15 protein-coding genes and 1 pseudogene are annotated in these 19690 nt (G+C 59.3%); 9 read left to right on the top strand and 7 right to left on the bottom strand.

Annotated features, from left to right (window positions below; translation table 11 throughout):
• Positions 1–6 precede the first annotated feature (6 nt).
• The gene (locus tag ACVWNW_RS02165; RefSeq protein ID WP_454482778.1) at positions 7–1413 is read left to right on the top strand and encodes a PIF1 family DEAD/DEAH box helicase; all 1407 of its coding nucleotides are present in this window, start codon (positions 7–9) and stop codon (positions 1411–1413) included.
• Between the two features lie 45 nt (positions 1414–1458).
• Here ACVWNW_RS02165 and ACVWNW_RS02160 read toward each other — a convergent pair whose 3' ends face one another.
• From ACVWNW_RS02160 to ACVWNW_RS02145, 4 genes are all read right to left on the bottom strand, one after another.
• Complete coding sequence (locus ACVWNW_RS02160) at positions 1459–1929, bottom strand: GNAT family N-acetyltransferase (RefSeq protein WP_052733363.1); 471 nt, start codon at positions 1927–1929, stop codon at positions 1459–1461.
• Positions 1930–2201: 272 nt separating this feature from the next.
• A complete protein-coding gene (locus tag ACVWNW_RS02155; RefSeq protein ID WP_454482776.1) occupies positions 2202–2900 on the bottom strand; it encodes a hypothetical protein in 699 nt (232 codons plus the stop codon).
• An 80-nt stretch (positions 2901–2980) separates the two neighbouring features.
• Entirely contained in the window at positions 2981–4486 is a 1506-nt protein-coding gene (locus ACVWNW_RS02150; protein WP_454482774.1) for a hypothetical protein, read from the bottom strand.
• Positions 4483–5268 (bottom strand): ABC transporter ATP-binding protein, encoded by a 786-nt coding sequence (locus ACVWNW_RS02145; protein WP_454482772.1) that lies wholly within the window; start codon positions 5266–5268, stop codon positions 4483–4485. The genes ACVWNW_RS02150 and ACVWNW_RS02145 overlap by 4 nt, the downstream gene beginning before the upstream one ends.
• Positions 5269–5747: 479 nt before the next feature.
• Between ACVWNW_RS02145 and ACVWNW_RS02140 the strand changes: the two genes are divergently transcribed.
• Positions 5748–7562, top strand: a complete 1815-nt coding sequence (locus ACVWNW_RS02140) for a proline--tRNA ligase (protein WP_454482770.1) — start codon at positions 5748–5750, stop codon at positions 7560–7562.
• A 130-nt stretch (positions 7563–7692) separates the two neighbouring features.
• Here ACVWNW_RS02140 and ACVWNW_RS02135 read toward each other — a convergent pair whose 3' ends face one another.
• Complete coding sequence (locus ACVWNW_RS02135; RefSeq protein ID WP_454482768.1) at positions 7693–8547, bottom strand: exodeoxyribonuclease III; 855 nt, start codon at positions 8545–8547, stop codon at positions 7693–7695.
• A gap of 1144 nt (positions 8548–9691) precedes the next feature.
• Here ACVWNW_RS02135 and ACVWNW_RS02130 point away from each other — a divergent pair.
• Entirely contained in the window at positions 9692–10207 is a 516-nt protein-coding gene (locus ACVWNW_RS02130; RefSeq protein WP_454482766.1) for a single-stranded DNA-binding protein, read from the top strand.
• A 119-nt stretch (positions 10208–10326) separates the two neighbouring features.
• Here the strand turns inward: ACVWNW_RS02130 and ACVWNW_RS02125 are convergent, their stop codons facing one another.
• Positions 10327–12420 carry a M13 family metallopeptidase gene (locus ACVWNW_RS02125; protein WP_454482764.1) on the bottom strand — a complete coding sequence of 698 codons (2094 nt, stop codon included), beginning with the start codon at positions 12418–12420 and terminating at the stop codon, positions 10327–10329.
• A 174-nt stretch (positions 12421–12594) separates the two neighbouring features.
• On the opposite strand from ACVWNW_RS02125, the gene ACVWNW_RS02120 reads away from it, so the two are divergent.
• The 3 genes from ACVWNW_RS02120 (at position 12595) to ACVWNW_RS02110 (ending at position 15812) form a co-directional block, all read left to right on the top strand.
• Positions 12595–13293, top strand: a complete 699-nt coding sequence (locus ACVWNW_RS02120) for an HdeD family acid-resistance protein (protein WP_121913146.1) — start codon at positions 12595–12597, stop codon at positions 13291–13293.
• Between the two features lie 103 nt (positions 13294–13396).
• Complete coding sequence (map, locus tag ACVWNW_RS02115) at positions 13397–14173, top strand: type I methionyl aminopeptidase (RefSeq protein ID WP_029678693.1); 777 nt, start codon at positions 13397–13399, stop codon at positions 14171–14173.
• A gap of 349 nt (positions 14174–14522) precedes the next feature.
• Entirely contained in the window at positions 14523–15812 is a 1290-nt protein-coding gene (locus tag ACVWNW_RS02110; RefSeq protein ID WP_454482762.1) for a citrate synthase, read from the top strand.
• 20 nt (positions 15813–15832) lie between these two features.
• Here the strand turns inward: ACVWNW_RS02110 and dapD are convergent, their stop codons facing one another.
• The gene (gene dapD, locus ACVWNW_RS02105) at positions 15833–16792 is read right to left on the bottom strand and encodes a 2,3,4,5-tetrahydropyridine-2,6-dicarboxylate N-succinyltransferase (protein ID WP_454482760.1); all 960 of its coding nucleotides are present in this window, start codon (positions 16790–16792) and stop codon (positions 15833–15835) included.
• Positions 16793–16937: 145 nt separating this feature from the next.
• On the opposite strand from dapD, the gene ACVWNW_RS02100 reads away from it, so the two are divergent.
• The 3 genes and pseudogenes from ACVWNW_RS02100 to ftsE form a co-directional block, all read left to right on the top strand.
• Positions 16938–17069: a hypothetical protein gene (locus ACVWNW_RS02100; RefSeq protein ID WP_258326683.1), complete on the top strand. Its 132-nt coding sequence runs from the start codon at positions 16938–16940 to the stop codon at positions 17067–17069.
• A 107-nt stretch (positions 17070–17176) separates the two neighbouring features.
• Complete coding sequence (prfB, locus tag ACVWNW_RS02095; RefSeq protein WP_198191050.1) at positions 17177–18310, top strand: peptide chain release factor 2; 1134 nt, start codon at positions 17177–17179, stop codon at positions 18308–18310.
• A gap of 97 nt (positions 18311–18407) precedes the next feature.
• Positions 18408–19439: pseudogene (ftsE, locus tag ACVWNW_RS02090) on the top strand (cell division ATP-binding protein FtsE); the annotation flags it as partial.
• Positions 19440–19690: the final 251 nt, after the last annotated feature.

Here is a 19690-nt window from a genome sequence, read left to right as displayed (position 1 = left end):
GGAGGCATGCAGCAATCCGAAGCCTTGACCATATTGAGTGCGGGGGCCAATGCCTTCATCACAGGCGCCCCCGGGTCAGGCAAGACCTTTGTGCTCAATGAGTTCGTCGCCCAGGCTCGCCAGGCCGGAGCGGTTGTGGCGGTGACGGCCTCGACCGGCATCGCCGCCACGCACATCAACGGCCAGACCATCCATTCCTGGAGCGGTGTGGGCATCGCCACCTGCATGACCGAATCGCTCCTGAAGCGGATCAAGACCCGCCGTCGTAGACAGATCGAGGGCACCGACATCCTGGTCATCGATGAGGTCTCCATGATGCATGCCTGGCTCTTCGACATGGTGGACCAGGCCTGCCGGGCGGTTCGTCACAGCCCCGAACCATTCGGAGGGATCCAAGTGGTTCTTTCCGGGGACTTCTTCCAGCTGCCGCCGGTGACTCGATCCAACCGAGTTGCAGGAATACTGCCCAGCCCTGAATTCCAGGCTGCCCGGGAACGCTATGCCCAGGCCGACAAGGACCCGGACGGGTTCGTCACCGAATCTCTGGTCTGGCAGGACCTGGACCCGATTATCTGTTACTTGACCGAGCAGCATCGCCAGGACGATGGCCAGCTGTTGACCGTCTTAACTGACATCAGGGAGGGCGGCGTCACCCAGGAGGACCATGAGGTCCTGGCCTCCCGCGTCGGCGCAGTGCCCGCACCCGGTCAGGTGGCAGTCCACCTCTTCCCGGTCAACAAGCAGGCTGACACGCTCAACGACCAGCGCCTGGCCGCCATCGACGAAGAGGCCCACCATTACCAGGCCACATCCCGAGGCGAGGCCAGACTGGTGGAGCGGCTGAAGAAAAACATGCTGGCCCCCGAGGATCTGGCCTTGAAGACCGGAGCCGCAGTAATGGCCCTGCGCAACGACCAGGACCATCAATATGTCAACGGCTCTATTGGTACAGTCAGCGGATTCACCAGCTCGGCCAAGGGGGGATGGCCGATCGTCTCCTTCCAGAACGGCAACATAGTCACCATGAAGCCGGCCGCCTGGGAGACCATGGATGGGGACACTGTCTTGGCCGCCGTCAACCAGGTGCCTCTTCGCTGCGCCTGGGGGATCACTATCCACAAGTCCCAGGGGATGACCCTGGACAGGGCAGTCATGGACCTGAGACGGACCTTCGCGCCGGGGATGGGCTACGTGGCCCTCTCCCGTGTGGAAAGCCTGGATGGGCTCTACCTGACGGGCATCAATGAGCATGCCTTCCTGGTCTCTCCCGATGCCGTCGTTCTGGATGCGGGATTGAGGGCCGAGTCCAAGGCGGCCTGCGCCCGTCTGAAGGATGAGGGTCCTGAGTCCTTCACCAAGCGCGCCGTAGGTCAGGAACCAGAAGACGAATTCAGCCAGAACGAACTTTTCTGATTGGTTGCCCTTACCGGTCTTGATCCGGTGTAGTCATCCGGGTCGCTAGAGGCACCATGACAGGCGGACCATGTCTCTCAGGATGATTCCGTTCTCGACAATGGGCTGCTGGTAGCGGTCTACAAAATAATCCCGTTCAATGCGGTCCATGCGAAACCCGCATGTTTGGTAGAAGCAAAGGGCCTCAAAACTGGTGGATCCGGTGCCTACTTCCAATCTTCTCAGACCCAGCCTGACGGTCTCCATCTTGGCTCGGTCTATTAATCTGCTTCCAAGTCCCTGCCGGCGATAAGCACGGCCCACACTGATATTGGCGATTTCCAAGGTATCCGTGTTTGGTCTGACAAGCAGCATGACACCAGTCAGAGCGTGTTCCACTCGGATTTCATAAGCACAGGAATGGGTGAAAACGTCACGGATTATCAGTTCTGAAGGATCGGCCTCCAGGAGGAGTGTCATGTGCTCTGCGTCAAGGTTGGTAAAGGTCTGGATGGTCACACCTGGCTCTGATGACATAGGTGCCCGCCTTGTCCTTGTAAATCAGAAAACCTATTCGATATACAACCATCATATCTTGGCCCTCTTTATGGGGGAGGGTAATGCTGGAGAGATGCCGGATGTCAGGTTGAGGATTTACCGATCTTTTCCGGTATGTGCCGTTTGGTTCGGGTTCGGTCATACGGGGCATATACGTAGATCCGGTTGACGGCCAGGGGGACTCGGACGAACTCCTGCGCCGTTAAAGTTGGCAGGGTCTCACACATCTCACAAGCAGCTGTGCTGGCCCTTTATTTCTTGTCCAAGATCATTCCCCGGCCTCCGGTGACCGTCCAGAATAAGACGGCGAAGACTGTCAAGACCGCTGCAATCGCCGGCCAAGTCCCCTGCGCAGGAATGGGCGGTTTGATGTCTTCGGGGTATAGACGGAGCGTCATTCCCATGCCTATCTGAATACCTTGGCTGGCGATATTGAACACTGCCAGCCCTACGCCCAGGCCAAGCCCGTAGAAACGACCAAGCAATGCGATGCCGAGCATGACCAAGGATGCGTCGACCAAGCCATTGCAGGCAGCCAGTCTGAGCAGCGACTGTACGCTGGTTGGGCCGCCGTGGGAGTCCGGTATGGTAAGGAGAAAGCTGAGAAGAAACGGCAGCATCAGCACGCCTGTCCCTGCGGCCAGGGCTCGCCAACGGACGCGTGCCAGGTTCAGGCGCTCCCAGGTGGGCATAAGCGGGGCAAGCATGACCAAGGCGCATGCGCTGAACGCCGCGTAGGCCAGCTCGGCCATGGGCACCATACTGGGCACGGCGCTTTTACCTTGTGGGCATTGGGTATGTACGGCGCCGTTGAATACCGCTGCATGTGGATCAGGAACGCAGACGTACCCATAATAGGCTGGCCGGGCATAGATCTCCCCGCCGGTAGCGGAAGCGGAGGCGGTGGCAAGCAGGAAGGGCACGGTCACAGCCAGCACGACAAATGCCAAAGCCGCCCATGGGCGTCGCCCAGCCAACCATCCGACCGGGATTCCGCCTTTCAAGGTACCACGTCGATGCCGGCCGCCCATCAGTGGTTCTTCCCCAGATCATTGATGATATCGGACGGCGTGATGGCGCAGCGTTCGAGCCCAGAGAGGTTGCGACGCACATAGGCATGGAACTCTTCATTAGTGGCATCGTTGAGCAGATCGGCGGCAGGGCCTCGGGCGCTTCCCATCCCGGATGCCCCGCTTCCTCTGCTGCCCATCGACTCGTAGACGGTCTCTCTCATGCGCTGGGGCAACTGCTCCAGCACGAAGGCGGACACGCTGGCACCATCATCCAATGTCCGTTGTTTATACACGTTTTTAAGTGCAGTAGCCGCGCAGTCGGCATGAATAAATTCCTTCACGATGGCCTGTGTGACATCAGCTAGGTCACTGTATCGTCCAGTGCGTTCGGTGACTGTGTCGGTCATTATCTGTATCTTCTTGCCGCCCAAGTGTTCCAGTTCGGCCAGGCCTCGGCCGGTGAGATTCCACGCCTGGCCGTGGGACGTAGGCGTAAAGGCGTTGCCCAGCAAAAGCACAAGACCCGAGCTGCCTTCCACACTGTCCTTGGGGAACCATGAGGCGACCGACCGCATATATCGCATGTAGCGTCTCAGGTGGGCGCCATCATCCGGGTGGGAGCACACTGACAGCGGCACGCCGTCTATGCTTTTGCACACCGGGGTGAACGGAGCGGATCGTCGCCATTCCGCCGGGCCGGACATGGCTACCAGGCCCCCGGCAGCAGTCGGAACTAAAAGAAGCACAGCCAATGGGGCGACTATCCATGACAGGCCGGGCTGCCACTGGTGTGCGGTCAGCATGCATGCCGCTGTGGATGCGGCCAGCACTACTGCGACCAAGATCCAGCGCACTGTCACCGCTGAAAGGTTAATACTGAGTCCCGGCTCGGCACCGATGCCCGTGTCCATCATCGGCATCACCACGGCCAGCGGCGACCCCCAGGCTCGGGGAAACACGTCACCCTTGGGTATGCGCGGCATCAGCAGCACTAAGCTGCCCCAACACAGGGCAGCAGGCAAAAGCGTGGCCGGCACCAGGGACCAGCGGCTGCCCATGATGGCCCCGAGCGCATAGCCGAGGGCGAACATGGCCGCCGGCACTGCCATACCCATGAGCAAGGCTCCCACGGGAACCGACCCGCCTGTGAACCGCAGTGTCTGGACGATGGCGGGAAGACAACCTGCCGCATAGGCCAGGGAACTCAATGCGGCACCCTTGAGGACAGGCACGCCATATCTGCGGACAGACGGGCCCCCGATCCAGGGCGGCGCGACCATGGATCGCGGGGAACACGCTTTCCAGGCGCTCCATGCGCCGAACATGCAGGCGATTACATCCGTCACCAGATGCATCCAGGTCAGGTCGAACTGCAAGGCCGCATCTGTCAGTGCCCACGGGGACGCATCTGATTGGCCGACTCCGTAGTTGCGCACCGATAATGCGGCCGGATATGCCATCATTGACAGAAAGAACACCAGCGAGCTCACCGGTGACAAGGGATTGAGCAGACGGGCCATCATGAGACCTCACCCTGGTCGAATGGCAGGTGTCCGGATCCCGTCAGCAGCCGTCGATAACCGGATTCCCAAGGCGATGCCATTGAGTCCTCAGGATCGGCCAAGGCGGCGAGATCATCCATGCGTCCGTCCAGGAGCAGATGCCCGTGGTCGAGTACCAGCACGCGGTCGGCGATTGCGGCCAGATCCTCGACCAAATGCGTGCTCACCAGCACTGTGTGGCTGTCCGCATATGCGTCGAGGAATTGACGCACCTCAATGCGCTGCACCGGATCAAGGCCAACGGTCGGTTCGTCCAAGACAAGCACGTCGGGACGGGCGACAATTGCACACGCGATGCCCGCCCGTTGACGCATGCCACCGGACAGGCTGCGCACCGGGCGGCGAGCTTCCCCGGACAATTCCACCTGCTCCAGGGCCCACACCGCTGCATCACAGGAAGCTTTCCAGGACAGACCGCGCGCCCATGCGGCGTACCGTACATTGCGCATCAGGCTGGAAGCATTCATCAACTCGAACGATTGCGGCAAATATCCGATTCGGCTCCTGGCCCGACGTCGTCCAGCGCTTGTCAGCACATTCGCCCTGGCTATCCTTACACTGCCCGAGGAAGGACGTGACAAGGTGGTCACAATATTCATCAGCGTCGTCTTGCCGGCACCATTGGGACCCAAGAGCCCGAATACGCCGTTGCCGAAGCTCAAGGACACATCCGACAGCGCCTGTTTACGGCCGTAGGAAAAAGACACGTGCGAGAGGGAAACATCTACTTTATAATTCACCATTGAACCAAACTAATAAAAGTTGAATCTTTACTTCAAAGTTAAATCAAACGTACATTACATAACTGCTTGAGTCAAATCGATGTGCTTGGCAAGGCGCATGAACGGTGTTCGGAAATGTTCAAAGAAGATGCAATCGCGGTGCTCTGCAGCGTCATGATTGTTCTCAAGTGATGATCCGGGGCGTGGCTGCCAGAACTACGTATGATTGGCGCGATGAATAATGTTGGTTTTCAAGAGCTTCCACCTGCTAGCGGTGAGCGCGAGTCAACCCACCGCCTCATCTTCGAAATGGTGCCCAGGCGAGCATTGTTTTTTGAGGGTGATTCGTCCTCGACGTTGTTGAGCGGCCGTATGCGACCATGGCGACCTTCTCTGAGAAAGCGTCCATAATCATAGGGGTTTCTGGCTTGCTTTCAACAAATTGTCATAAGGCGTCCTTTATGGCTGCTTGTCCCTTTGCGCGCATATCTTTGGGAGGTATGAGAACCAAAGCCATGCGCATGTCAACCCTCTTTCTGCGGACCCTCAGGGAGGATCCGGCCGACGCCGATGTGGACTCGGCCAAACTCCTTCAGCGTGCCGGATACGTCCGCAAGGTGGCCCCGGGCATCTTTACCTGGCTGCCACTGGGTCTGAAAGTCCTTGACAAGGTCCAGGCCGTGGTCCGGGAGGAGATTAACGGCATTGGCGCCCAGGAGGTCCACTTCCCGGCCCTGCTGCCTCGCGAGCCCTACGAGGCCACCCACCGATGGGAGGAGTACGGCGAGAATCTCTTCCGCCTCCAGGACAGGCACGGCGCTGATTACCTGCTGGCTCCCACCCATGAGGAGATGTTCACCCTTTTGGTCAAGGACATGTACTCCTCATACAAGGACCTGCCGGTGGTTCTCTACCAGATCCAGACCAAGTACCGCGACGAGTTCCGTCCCCGTGCCGGGCTGATCAGGGGTCGCGAGTTCATTATGAAGGACGCTTACTCCTTCACCGTGGATGAGGAGGGGCTGAAGAAGGCCTACCAGGATGAGCGCGGCGCCTATGAGCGGATCTTCAAGCGCCTGGGTGTCAATTACGTAATAGTCCATGCGGTCTCCGGACCCATGGGGGGATCCGAGTCCGAGGAATTCCTGGCTCCGTTGCCTATAGGCGAGGACACATTTGCCTTGGCTCCCTCGGGGAAGGCGTGGAACGTGGAGGCGCTGACCACCCCGCGTCCTGAGCCCGTCGACTATGCCGAGACGCCGGCCATGCAGGAGCTGGACACCCCCGACTCGACCACCATCGACACTCTTGTGGAGCGGTTCAACCAGCTGCATCCTCGCGAGGACGGCCGGGACTGGACCGCTGCCGATACTCTGAAGAACCTGATTGTGGCCGTCAAACACCCTGCGGACGATGACCATCCCGAGGGTTGGCGGGAGCTGGTGGCCGTCGGCCTGCCGGGCGACCGTCAGGTGGACATGAAGCGGTTGGAGGCCCAGTTCGCCCCGGCCGAAATCGAGGAGGCCAATGAGACCGACCTGGCTGTACACCCTGAGCTGGTCAAGGGATACATTGGCCCCCGTGTTCTGGGCCCTCAGCGTTCGGACAGCGAGTCTGCCGCCCATATCCGCTACTTCCTCGATGCCCATGTGGCGTCTGGCTCAGCCTGGGTGACCGGTGCCGATGCCGAAGGCGTGCACCTGGCCAATGCGGTCTACGGTCGTGACTTCCAAGCCGACGGAGTGGTGGAGGCCGCCGAGGTCCGTCACGGTGACATGAGCCCTGACGGATCAGGGCCGCTCAGCTTCGAGCGTGGCGTGGAGATCGGCCAGGTCTTCCAGCTCGGACTGAAATACTCTGACGCATTGGGACTGAAGGTTCTGGACCGCAATGGCAAGGCGGTGCCGGTCTGGATGGGTTGCTATGGCATCGGCATTTCCCGTGTGCTGGCCTGCATCGCTGAGATGCATCACGATGACAAGGGTCTGGCCTGGCCCAAGGCTGTCGCTCCCGCTGCGGTTCATGTGGTGGCCACCGGCAAGAAGCAGGAGGCCTTCGATGCCGCTGAGAAGCTGGTTGCCGACCTGGAGGACCGTGGCGTGGAGGTCCTCTACGATGACCGGCCTAAGGTGTCTCCCGGGGTAAAGTTCAAGGATGCCGAGCTGATCGGGGTGCCTCTGGTCGCTATTGCCGGTCGCGACACCATCGCCAACGGTACCATCGAGATCCGCAACCGTGACGGCTCGGAAGTGCAAGCGGTGCCTGCTGCTCAGGCCGCTCAGGTGATCGTGGATCGGATCGCGGCTCTGCAGTAGGGTATACCGCACCATAGTTGCTTATCGCAAGCAATATATTAAAGAGGTGGGGCTTTGGTCGCGTCATGATGTGCGCGACCAAAGCCCCACCCTTATGGTTGTATTGGTTTGGGTTCAGGGATCTATCCGGTCAGATGCGCAGCAGAATGGGCAGGTGGTCCTGGCGCTCGCCTGTGTCCACGGGTTCGCTGGTGCTGACCTGGTCAGCAATCCGGTTGGAGGTCAGCCAGTAGTCGATGCGCCAGCCGGAGTTGTTGATCTTGCTCTTTGGGGCACGCTGGGCGAACCAGGTGTAGATGCTGCGGTGGTCATCGTAGAAGCCGGCGGCATCGCCATGAATTTTTCGGAAGGTGTCGGTGAAGCCTGCATCCAGCAGAAGGCTGAACTTTTCGCGTTCCTGATCGGTGAAGCCGGCGGAATGGTGGTTGGAGGCCGGGTTGGCAATGTCGATCTCCTCGTGGGCCACGTTGAAGTCGCCACAGGCCAGGACCGGCTTGCGGGCATCCAGTTCCTGCAGGTAGCGACGGTAGCAATCATCCCAGACGCCGCGCGGCTTGAGCCTTACCAGTCCCGATCCGGAATTGGGAGTGTAGACCGTGGTGACGAAGCAGTCCGGGAACTCCAGAGTGAGCATGCGGCCCTCGTCATCCATGGTGTCGGGAGCGCCGATGCGGGGGCGGGTCACGGTAGGTTCCGGTAGGCTCTTGCGGTAGAGCATGAGCGTGCCTGCGTAGCCTGTGCGGGCCGGGGCCTCGGAACGGCGGTCCACCTCCTGATAATCGGGAAAGTAGCGCATGAGCGCCTTAAGGATACCCGCCGATTTCTTCTGATCACCGTTGAGTTTGGTTTCCTGGATGGCTACGACATCGGGGTCCAGATCCCGAATGGTCTCCACCACCTTCAGGGAGAGGGCGCTGCGGCTGCTCTTGCCCAGCAGGGCGGCGTTGAGCGAATCGATGTTCCAACTGACCAGCGTGTGAACCATGACTGCGGGTCCTTCCAAACCGTGCCGATGTATCTGCTCTCACAGTTTAGCCTAGGACCAATGTTCGATGGTCCTGGGCTGTGAAGGGGACAATCCGAATTCAGTCGTGGTCCCGTTGATGTATTCTTCGGCATCGGCACAGAAGGCATCGGTAGAGCAGGCATCCAGCGAGATACGCCGAGTGAATACCCTCTTCGAACGTTGCTCACCTGGTTTTCTCGTCAATCTTGCGGCCTTGTCTTCACGTCTGCGCGGCAGCCTCTACCAGAATGATTTACACCTAGTGACTCTTCGAGGAGGCGACCTTCGTGGGTTCAGAAAAGAGTTGTCTGAGTCTCTCATTCTTTTTGTACAGTTGTGTGCTTCCTGACGGATAGTGACTGGTGGCGACTGCCCAGCTGGAGTGTTCATGACGTATTCGAATCAACATCACTATAAGCGGCCGGGAACAAGACAGTGGGTGGCGGCTTTTCTTATAACGCAGGTCACCACCCATTGTCGATGATGAAATCATAGGAATTGAAAGCCAGGGCCGCCCATAAGCTATTGCCTGGAATTATGTATGCTGTGTTCTGTTCTTCCTGGGATATCGAATCGACAATGTAACGAGTATGGCAACTACCATTATCCATGCTATGCGTACCACTATCGCTACTACACCCGCAATCGCTCCTGCAATCATTTTGTGCCCACCTTCCTTCTTGAATTCCTTGAATAATCACTAATTATGAGTCGTCGAGACCTTATCGCCATTGACGTTTACCTGCATCCAAGCCGTCCATTTTTCGTTATCATGGTTTCCCTTGTTTTCGATTTTTCATAATCAGGGGTAAATCCACCTTGTTTTACCCAATGAGACAGATCTTCCTAACAATGGACCTATTTCATGTTTCTTATGGAAGAAAGGTTGGTTTGTCCACAATGTGAATCAGGCCGGGTCCGTTCGACCACAATGGTCCACAAATCAGGTGCGGGGAAGTGCGCAGAGGCAGGATGGATTCACCGTTCAACGGAGGGTTCCTGGCTGGGGCCAGTCCCTTCCCCCGCTCCAATTATCCGCGCTCTGGTCGGTGATCCTCCGTCGAATGGCCTCATCACTGCAAGATCAGGATCGAATTCATAACGTCAAAAGAGAGGTTCCGGTATGGCCATCAACGAAATAAAAACGACTGTCTTCGGCTTTATGGGGACCCAGCCAACGCGTCTGGGACAGCCGGGGTCTACGCCTGTCTGCTCCTTCAGGCTGGGCTCTACTCCGGCCCATTACGATGCTGCGGCTGGAGTGTGGAAACGAAAATCCACAACTTGGTTTACGGTCAAAGCTTTCAGGACTCTGGCGGTCAATGCCCTGGCCTGTCTGCACAAGGGCGATCCGGTCATGGTGACGGGATCTTTGGTGACGGAGGAGTGGACCAGCGATGGCCAACCGCACAGCAGTCTGGTTTTGGTGGCGGATGGCATCGGTCACGACCTAGCCCGGGGGCAGGATACCTTCACCAGGATCCGATCGGGTACTGCGCCTATTGATGAGGGAGCTGACGGTCCGGACCCTTGGACTACGCCGCCATCGTCTTCATCGTCCGAAACTGCATCTGCCTCTGCATCATCTGCGTCATCTGCAGCCGAGGGGACATCGGTGGAGGTTTCCGATGCTGGATGAGCATAGGTTGTTTCGGCCGAGCAAAACGAAGGCGGGAGACCGACTGATTTTCGTCGGCCTCCCGCCTTGATCAGTAGGCTGATTAAAACCGTCAACCAACGGTTTTAATCAGAACAGGTTTACCAGATCTTGACTCGTGCGTCGGGTTCCAGCCACATGCCGTCGTCGGCGGTGACTCCGAAGGCCTGATAGAAGCGATCCACGTTCCTGACGATGCCGTTGGTGCGGAATTCAGCAGGGGAGTGGGGATCGATCTGCAGATACTGTTCGGCCAGCTGATCCCTGTTCTTGGTCCTCCATATGGAGGCATAAGACAGGAAGAACCGTTGCAGGCCAGTGTAGCCGTCCATGACCGGAGCCGAGGCCAGCGCCTGGTCCATGGCAGCATCGTCTGTCTCGGCTGTGCCGCCCTCCTTCTTCTGCAAGGAGATGGCATAGGCCTTGATGGCGATGTTGACGCCTCCCAGGTCCCCGATGTTCTCGCCAATGGTCAACGCTCCATTGACATGAGGTGCTTGCTCGGGCTTGTCGGCGTACTTCTCGGCAAGTTGCTGGGGGACAAATCCGTTGTACTGCTCAATGAGTGCTTTGGTCCGTTGTTCGAAGTTTTCGCGGTCCTGCGGGGTCCACCAGTCCTGCAGACGTCCGTCACCGTCGTACTTGGAGCCCTGGTCGTCGAATCCGTGGCCGATTTCGTGGCCGATGACCGACCCGATGCCTCCGTAGTTGACGGCGTCGTCGGCGTCTGGGTCGAAGAAAGGCGGCTGCAGGATGGCTGCGGGGAAGACGATGACGTTCAGGGTGGGCTCGTAGTAGGCGTTGACCGTCTGAGGGTTCATCAGCCACTCTTCCTTGTCCACAGGCTGACCGGCCTTGCAGAACTGGTAGCCGGACTCGTAGATGTTGGCCCGCCGCACGTTGTCGACCAGACCCAGCTTTTCGTCCACAGCCAGGGCCGTATAGTCGCGCCAGTGCTCGGTGTAGCCGATCTTGGGCGAGAATTTGTCCAGCTTGGCCAGAGCCTTGACCTTGGTCTGTTCTCCCAGCCAGTCGCTGGAGGTGATGGAGACCCGATAGGCATCGATCAGGTCTGAGACCAGGGCCTCCATGCGGGCCTTGCTGGAGGCAGGGAAGTGCCGACGTACATATTCGCGTCCGACCTCCTCGCCGCAAATGCCATTGACTAGGGAGACAGCCCGCTTCCAGCGGTCACGCATCTTGGTCGTGCCTGAAAGAACCTTGCCATAGAAGTCGAACCTGGCCTGATCGAAGTCGCTGCTGAGCAGGCCTGCCCACTCGATCAGGGTGTGCACGCGGGCCCAGAGTTTGAGATCCTCCAAATCGCTGGTTTTCCAAAGTTCGTTCAAACCCTGCAGGAAGGAGGGTTCGTGCACTATGGTCCTGGACATGGCTGAGCTCAGATCGACCGGTTGCAGATTGGCGACAGGACTGGCTGCATATGCATTCTGCCAGGACTCGATCCAGGTGTGCAGATCGAAATCGGCGAGTGTAGACTCCAGGTCGACCAGGGTGGTGGGATTGTAGGTGCGATCTTCGTCTCGGGTCGACACGTTGTCCCAGTGGCGTGCCGCTATGCGTGTCTCGACATCAAGGAAAGACTCCGCCTGTCTGTGGGCAGCCTCCTGGTCCTCGGCGTAGCCGGAGAGCCTGAGCAGGGAGGCCACCATGTCGGTGTAGGCCTGACGGACCGGAGCGTAGCTCTTCTCCCGGTAGTAGGCTTCGTCGGGAAGTCCCAACCCGGCCTGTTCCATATGAGCCACGTTGACACCAGCGTTGCCCGGATCGCCATAGATGGCGATGCCGAACAGATCAGGTCCGCCAGTGGGGTTGAACCGGCCCAGCAGGCTGGTGAGCGCCTTTTTGTCGGACACAGCGTCAATGGCCTGCAGGTCTGGGCGGATGGGTTCCATTCCCGCGGCTTCTATGGCATCAGTATCCAGGAAGCTGCGGTAGAGCAGGGCTGATTTGACTGCCGGGGATTCCGGATCCTCGAGGATTTCACGGATCTGTGCTTCGGCATCCTCGGCAAGCTTGTCGAAGGAGCCGAACCGGGAGCGGTCCTCGGGCAGACTGTAGGTGTCGATCCAGGGACCGTTGACAAAACGAAAGAGATCGTCCTGCGGCCGAATGACCGAGGAGAAGGAGGCCGGATCAAGTCCGGAGGAGGTCTTGGGTTCAGTAGATTGTGCCATGCCACAAGCCTAGCCATCTTTGGTGACATGCCATGCCCTGGGTTGCCGGGATCGGCGGATCGGCGAACCATCCGCCGAAGGGGAAAAGCCGCGATTGCCTCCTTGGTGATTTAAACTTGACAGACGGTAACAGGACGGCCGCTCGGCCGCCTTGAGCGAGTGAAAGAGGACGGTATGACGGATCCCATGCAGGGCGGTCAGCCCAATCAGTACAGTGGTCAGGATTCTTCGCAGAATAACGGCCAATACCAGAATAATTATGGTCAGTATGGGCAATACCCCGGCTATCAGGGGCGCCCGCCACGGATGGATCCATTTTCCATGATCGCCGAAGATCTAGGATTCAGAACCTTGCGGGCCATCCGAGTCATCATGGGTGTCATGGGTGTGATTGGAGTCATCCTGGGCCTGGCTCTGCTGCTCAGGCCGGATAAGACCCTGATTGCCGTGACTGTGGTGCTGGGCATCTACTTCATCATCTCCGGCGTGGTCCGTCTGGCCACTTCCATCGTGTCAAAGGGCCTTCCCGGTGGATGGCGGGTGTTGGGTGTCCTCTTTGGCGCCCTGATTGCCGTCGGCGGCATTGTCATCGTCAGGAACACGGCCCTATCCGCTTCAGCGCTGACCTTGCTGGTCACCATCATTGTGGGCATCAGCTGGATCATGGAGGGCGTGATGAGTCTGGCAGCCTCCTGGGGGCTCCCGCATTCAGGCTGGGCCATCTTCTCAGGCGTCGTCTCCATCATCGCCGGGATCATCGTCATGATCTACCCGCTGAGCTCCGTCATCTTCCTGGTCATCTTCAGCGGGTGCGCTCTTCTGGTGCTGGGAGTCGTTTCCATTATCAGGGCCTTCACCTTCGGCCGGAACTGAGAGCCGGACTCGTCCGACTGACCCGATAATACTGAGTGGTAGTACTTGGGCAGGATCCTGAGGGGCGGCACCCGCGGGCACCAATCATGAAAGGACGCAGAGGATGATCGAGCTCAAAACCAAGCAGGAGATCGAACAGATGAAGCCGGCGGGCAGGTTTGTCGGCAGCATCCTCAAGGAGCTCAAGGCCATGAGCAAACCCGGGGTCAACCTGCTGGAGCTGGACGACTACGTCAAGGACAGGATCAACTCCCGAAAGGGGGCTACCTCTTGCTACGTGGACTACGCGCCTGACTTCGGCACCGGCCCCTTTGCGCACTACATCTGCCTATCCGTCAACGATGCCGTTCTCCACGGAGTGCCCTATGACTACAACCTCAAGGATGGCGACCTGCTCTCCCTGGATCTGGCCATCAATGTGGACGGCTGGGTGGGCGATTCGGCCATCAGCTTCGTGGTGGGCGAGCATGCCGATCCAGAGGATCTGCGACTGATTCGAACCACCGAAGAGGCCTTGAAGGCGGGCATCGCCCAGGCTCAGCCCGGTAACCGCCTAGGTGACATATCCGCTGCAGTCGGTGAGGTTGCCCATGAAAACGGATACAGCGTCAACCTGGAGTTCGGCGGACACGGGGTAGGGCGAATTATGCATGGTGATCCCCATGTGCCCAACGACGGCACTCCTCATCACGGCTACAAACTGCGCCCAGGTCTGGTCATCGCCATTGAGCCTTGGTTCCTGGCAACCACCGATCAGATTTATCAGGATCCCAAGGATGGTTGGACCCTGCGCTCTGCAGACGGATCGCGCGGCGCCCACAGCGAGCACACCATCGCCATTACCGAGCAGGGACCTGTCATCCTGACGACCAGGGACTGAGTCAGAGGTTGTTCGAGGTCGAATTAGGACTAAAAGGGATTTAGGAATGTCCACGATGTGGATGCTCCTGGATCCCTCTTCGATACCGACCTTCTTTGATACCGGCGCTTTCCTCCCGGGCCTTGTGCCCGCAGGCTGGTGCGGGAATGAAGACGGCGCTGGCTTGGACCTGCGCCTCGTGGCTGGAGGTAACGGGTTCATGCTTGTGGTTACAAGCCGGTAATCGAAGTCGTGGTTGTTTCTGCTAGCATGTCGGCAATTCCACGCCGGTACAGGTGCCGGTAGCCTGATCCGGCACGACCGTCGACTCCCACTGGCACCTCACTGGTTGATTAACAGGAGGTGCGTGATGTCTACAGCACGGTTGTCCATCGATTCCGAACAGGTAGATCTTCCCCTGGTTCGCGCCACCGAAGGGCCCGACGGCATTCTGGTCTCCTCCCTGCGCAACGATGGCTGGGTCACTCTGGATCCCGGCTTCCAGACCACAGCTCAGTGCGTTTCGGGAATCACCTTCATTGACGGCAAGCGGTCCATACTGCGTTACAGGGGCTATGCCATAGAGGACCTGTGCGCCCAGTCCAATTTTCTCGAAGTAGCCTGGCTGCTGTCCCACGGTGAGCTGCCTGATGCCGAGCAGTACCAGCGGTTCCGTAGCCATGTCCTGGGGCACACGCTCGTAGGGGAGGACTTCCGTCATCTGCTCTCGTCCTTCCCTCGCCAGGCTCATCCCATGAGTGTGCTGGCTGCTGCGGTCAATGCCCTTGCCGGCTTCCATCCGGACACCTGTGATGTAGACGATCCCGACCAGTTGGATGAGGCTAGCGCCATCATCATGGCCAAGGTGCGTACCATCGTCTCCTTGATCCACCGGCGTCGCCGTGATCAGCCTCTGCTCTACCCGGACAGGACCTGGGGCTATGTGGAGGACTTCCTGCGGATGAGCTTCGCCATGCCCTACCAGCCCTATCAGGCTGACCCTCTCAAGGTACAGGCCCTGGACAAGCTCCTGATCATCCATGCCGACCATGAACAGAACTGCTCCACTTCAGTAGTGCGGATTGCTGGATCAGCCCGGGCCAATCTGTATTCGGCAGTGGCTGCCGGCATCAATACTCTGTCAGGTCCCTTGCACGGCGGCGCCAACGAGGCCGTGTTGCGCCAGCTGAAGAGCATACGGGATTCCGGTCTGGGTGTGCGAGGCTATGTGGACCAGGCCAAGAAGGAGGGTCGGAAAATTGCGGGTCTGGGCCACCGGGTCTATAAGTCCTATGACCCGCGCGCGGCCATAGCCAAGCAATGGCTCTACAAGCTCATGGATGAACCCGACCAGAATAAAAATGCCGAGGATGCGGAGCTTTTCGACGTGGCCTTGGAGCTGGAGGATCTGGCCCTGCATGACGACTACTTCGTCGAGCGCCACCTCTATCCCAATGTGGACTTTTACACTGGACTCATCTACCGCGACATAGGCTTCGACCCGGAGATGTTCACCACGCTCTTTGCATTGGGTCGCATCCCCGGATGGATCGCCCAGTACAGGGAGATGCTGGACGATCCAGACACGAAAATCGGTCGTCCCAGGCAGGTCTATACCGGGCAGGGCCCGCGCGACTACCTTCCCATGGAGCAGCGCTGAGTCCGATGACCGACTGGGACTCAGTTGGCGTGCAGCCGCTCATTCAGCTCGATGCCCTTCTTGCGGGGCAGGGCTTTGACCTGGCCGGTGCGGGAGTCGCGGATGAAGAGCAGATGATCCCGTCCGCTCAGTTCCGCTCCTTTGACCACCTGGTCGCCCAGGCCGATTTTGGTGCCGGCGGTGACATAGAGCCCGGCCTCAACCACGCAGTCGTCGCCCAGGGAGATGCCGATGCCGGCGTTGGCTCCCAGCAAGGAGTGCTGACCGATGGAGACCCGATGGCGACCTCCTCCGGACAGGGTGCCCATGATGGAGGCTCCGCCGCCGATGTCCGAACCGTCGCCGACCACAACCCCTTGGGAGATCCGGCCTTCGACCATGGAGTGGCCCAAGGTTCCGGCGTTGAAGTTCACAAAGCCCTCATGCATGACCGTCGTTCCCAGAGCAAGATGGGCGCCGAGCCGAATACGATCGGCGTTGCCGATGCGTACCCCCTCGGGAACCACGTAATCCACCATGCGGGGGAACTTGTCCACGCTCAGCACTGTTACCTGCGTCACCGGGATGCCTGGCATGGACCGGCTGGCTGCAGCCATGACCTCTGACCTGCGCAGGGCGAAGTCCTCCACGGCGAAGGGGCCGTAGTTGGTCCACACTACCGTGGTCAGCTGTTCGAAGATTCCATCAAGGTTCATGCTGTTGGGCTGGGTCAGACGCATGCTGAGCAGATGGAGCCGCAGATAGGCATCGGCGGCATCCGCTATCGGGCCATCCAGATCGGCCACGGTGAAGACCGGCACCCGGCGGATGCCGCGTGCGTCGGGCTGGTTGTGGACTTGGTCACCGAAGTCGTGATTGGGACGGTTCCCCGGGGTCGGCGGCGTCGAGATCTCGGCCTTTGGATACCAGACGTCCAAGGTCCGGCCCTGCTCGTCCTGGCTGGCCAGGCCCCAACCCCATGCGGTGCGTGCTTTACTCATCGTTCCTCCTTCAGGCGGTGCAGTCAATTGATATAAGTTGTCTTACAGAATAAACCGGTCGACATTCAAACAGACACTATCCGTCCGACAGTTGGGTCTGGATCGTCGCCAGCCAGGTCCCAGCCGATAGGTAAAATTATCAACTATGAGTGCCTACAGTCATGAGCGTGAGCGCCGAGAGCGTCGGCGCCGCAATACGGCCAGGGTGGTCTGCCTGGTCATCGCCGTGGCTTTGCTGGCCAGTCTCGTCATCCCCGCCATCTTCAGCGGCCTTTGACCGGGCCCGTCCGGTCGGCGGGAATTCGGCCGTCACAGGCAAAGGCAAATAGGAATGAAGACGGTGGCCGGCTCGTGCGGAGCCGGTCCGGAAAGCGGTGAGACGGTATGGCAGAGATGGATTTTGCTCAATCATTGGAGCAGGCCAAGGCCAAGTACGAGATGATTTCCAAGGCGCTGGACCCGGAGGGCTTGCGCTCGCGAATTGCTGATCTGGAGCGTCAGGCCAGTGCGCCTGGACTCTGGGACGATCAGGAGAACGCCCAGAAGGTGACCAGCAGGCTCTCGGCCTTGCAATCCCAGCTCAAGCATCTGGAGTCTGCATCCTCCCGGCTGGACGATGTCCAGGCTCTTGAGGAGCTGGGCCAGGAGGAGCATGATCAGGACACTCTGGTGGAGGCCCGTAAGGAGATCGACTCTTTGAGGTCCGATCTGGCTGACATGGAGATTCAGACCCTGCTGGACGGTGAGTACGACGAGCGTGCTGCCGTGGTCACCATCCGTTCGGGTGCCGGCGGAGTGGATGCAGCCGACTGGGCGCAGATGCTCCTGCGAATGTACATGCGGTGGGCTGAGAGGCATGGTTTCTCTACCAAGGTTATGGACACCTCCTACGCGGAGGAGGCCGGTATTAAGTCGGCCACCTTCCAGGTGGACGCTCCCTACGCCTACGGCCGTCTGTCGGTGGAGGGCGGCACCCATCGTCTGGTGCGGATCTCGCCCTTTGACAACCAGGGTAGGCGGCAGACTTCTTTCGCTGCTGTCGAAGTCATCCCCCTGGTGGAGCCCACCGACCACATCGACATCCCCGACTCGGACATCCGAGTGGACACCTACTGCTCCTCCGGCCCGGGGGGCCAGGGAGTCAACACCACCTATTCGGCCGTGCGCATCACTCACCTGCCGACCAACATCGTGGTCACCATGCAGGATGAGCGCAGCCAGATTCAGAACCGTGCGGCTGCCATGGCTGTTCTGCAGTCCCGGCTGCTGGTTTTGCGGCACGAGGAGGAAGCCAAGAAGAAGAAGGAGCTGGCTGGCGACATCAAGGCCAGCTGGGGGGACCAGATGCGTTCCTACGTGCTGCATCCCTACCAGATGGTCAAGGATCTGCGCACCGGATACGAGACCTCTGACACCCAGGGGGTTTTCGACGGTGACATTGATGCCTTTATCGAGGCCGGCATCCGTTGGCGGCACCAGCAGCGGGTCCAGGCTCGCGAGGAGGAAGCCAGTAAGTAGAGCTTCTTCCGGCCGTGGTTTGGTCGGTGTTTCATGAGTGAGTAGTGTCAGTCTTCTTGATAGCCTCTGTAGGTGAATACCGAGGAACGGAGTGTCAATGGCGTTGATTTCGCTCAAGGACGTGACCAAAATCTATCCCAAGGGGTCCCGCCCAGCCTTGGATGACATCAGTCTGGATGTCAATCGTGGGGATTTCGTTTTTCTGGTAGGCGCCAGCGGATCGGGCAAGACCACATTGCTGCGCCTGCTCCTTCGTGAGGAGGAGGCTACCGAGGGCGAGATCCGTGTGGCCGGCAACGACCTAAGACGTCTGCGCAACCGCGAGATCCCAGGGTATCGGCGCTCCATCGGTTTCGTTTTTCAGGATTACAAACTGCTCAACAACAAGACCGTATGGCAGAACGTAGCCTTCACGCTGGAGGTCATCGGTGCCCGTCGGTCCACCATCAAGACTCTGGTGCCGCAGGTGCTCAAGACTGTGGGTTTGACTGGCAAGGAGCACAACTACCCCCATGAGCTTTCCGGCGGTGAGGCCCAGCGAGTGGCTCTGGCCCGGGCCTACGTAAACAACCCGGAAATTCTGCTGGCGGATGAGCCCACTGGCAATCTTGATCCCACCACCTCCCTGGGCATCATGGAGGTCTTGGACGCCATCAACAGGACCGGTACCACCGTGGTCATGGCCACCCACAACGAGGAGATCGTCAACTCCATGCGCAAGCGGGTGGTGGAGTTGCATACGGGTCGGATCATGCGCGACGAAGCCCACGGTTCCTATGATTCTTCGCGATTTTTCCCAGATGCCGAGGTTGCGGCGCGCTCTCATCACGCCATCGGGGATCCCAATGACGGCGATGCCCTGGACCGTGCACGCGAGGTTGGAGTTGCAGGGCGCCGTCCGGTGCAGATCGTCGTGCAGGATGGGAACAACTCGGCTACCGGGCCCATCGCGGATGGAACCAAGGGGGCCAAGCAGGTAGTCCAGGCGGCAGCACAGGCTGTCAACCAGGGCCAGTATGGCGACGAGGGAATCGCACGTCTAGCCAAGTCCATGCATTCGGGGAGAACCGGACGCTATGGAAAGGTCTTCACCTCGGTGGAGGACACCCTGACCTGGGGCAAGGGTCTGGGCAGTCTTGAATCCGCGCAGGAAGATTCCAATCGGCATGAAGATGCGGCTGCAGGGCAGCCCGATCAAGGGAACGACTCTGGCTCGGATGAGCGATTCCGCAGGCCTGCGACCCATGGCGGCCAGGATCGGTCAGGTCAATCAACTGACGGTTCCGGCCACAGAGGACACGACAAGGCAGGAACTGATCGTGATGAGTCTGCGAAACACCTCCAGGCTGAACATACAGCTTCCCGGAAATCCCGGAAGTC

It is taken from the genome of Bifidobacterium sp. JNUCC 75, from assembly GCF_054819865.1.
The sequence above is the reverse complement of the archived record's forward strand: the minus strand, read 5'-3'. Positions and strand labels throughout refer to the sequence as shown.

Bases quoted from the DNA above. Each gene is read 5' to 3' on its own strand.
- ACVWNW_RS02120 (WP_121913146.1), top strand. From the start codon at position 12,595: ATGACGGATCCCATGCAGGGCGGTCAGCCCAATCAGTACAGTGGTCAG.
- ACVWNW_RS02140 (WP_454482770.1), top strand. From the start codon at position 5,748: ATGAGAACCAAAGCCATGCGCATGTCAACCCTCTTTCTGCGGACCCTC.
- map (WP_029678693.1), top strand. From the start codon at position 13,397: ATGATCGAGCTCAAAACCAAGCAGGAGATCGAACAGATGAAGCCGGCG.
- prfB (WP_198191050.1), top strand. From the start codon at position 17,177: ATGGCAGAGATGGATTTTGCTCAATCATTGGAGCAGGCCAAGGCCAAG.
- ACVWNW_RS02150 (WP_454482774.1), bottom strand. From the start codon at position 4,486: ATGATGGCCCGTCTGCTCAATCCCTTGTCACCGGTGAGCTCGCTGGTG.
- ACVWNW_RS02110 (WP_454482762.1), top strand. From the start codon at position 14,523: ATGTCTACAGCACGGTTGTCCATCGATTCCGAACAGGTAGATCTTCCC.
- dapD (WP_454482760.1), bottom strand. From the start codon at position 16,792: ATGAGTAAAGCACGCACCGCATGGGGTTGGGGCCTGGCCAGCCAGGAC.
- ACVWNW_RS02135 (WP_454482768.1), bottom strand. From the start codon at position 8,547: ATGGTTCACACGCTGGTCAGTTGGAACATCGATTCGCTCAACGCCGCC.
- ACVWNW_RS02145 (WP_454482772.1), bottom strand. From the start codon at position 5,268: ATGGTGAATTATAAAGTAGATGTTTCCCTCTCGCACGTGTCTTTTTCC.
- ACVWNW_RS02160 (WP_052733363.1), bottom strand. From the start codon at position 1,929: ATGTCATCAGAGCCAGGTGTGACCATCCAGACCTTTACCAACCTTGAC.
- ACVWNW_RS02130 (WP_454482766.1), top strand. From the start codon at position 9,692: ATGGCCATCAACGAAATAAAAACGACTGTCTTCGGCTTTATGGGGACC.
- ACVWNW_RS02100 (WP_258326683.1), top strand. From the start codon at position 16,938: ATGAGTGCCTACAGTCATGAGCGTGAGCGCCGAGAGCGTCGGCGCCGC.
- ACVWNW_RS02125 (WP_454482764.1), bottom strand. From the start codon at position 12,420: ATGGCACAATCTACTGAACCCAAGACCTCCTCCGGACTTGATCCGGCC.
- ACVWNW_RS02165 (WP_454482778.1), top strand. From the start codon at position 7: ATGCAGCAATCCGAAGCCTTGACCATATTGAGTGCGGGGGCCAATGCC.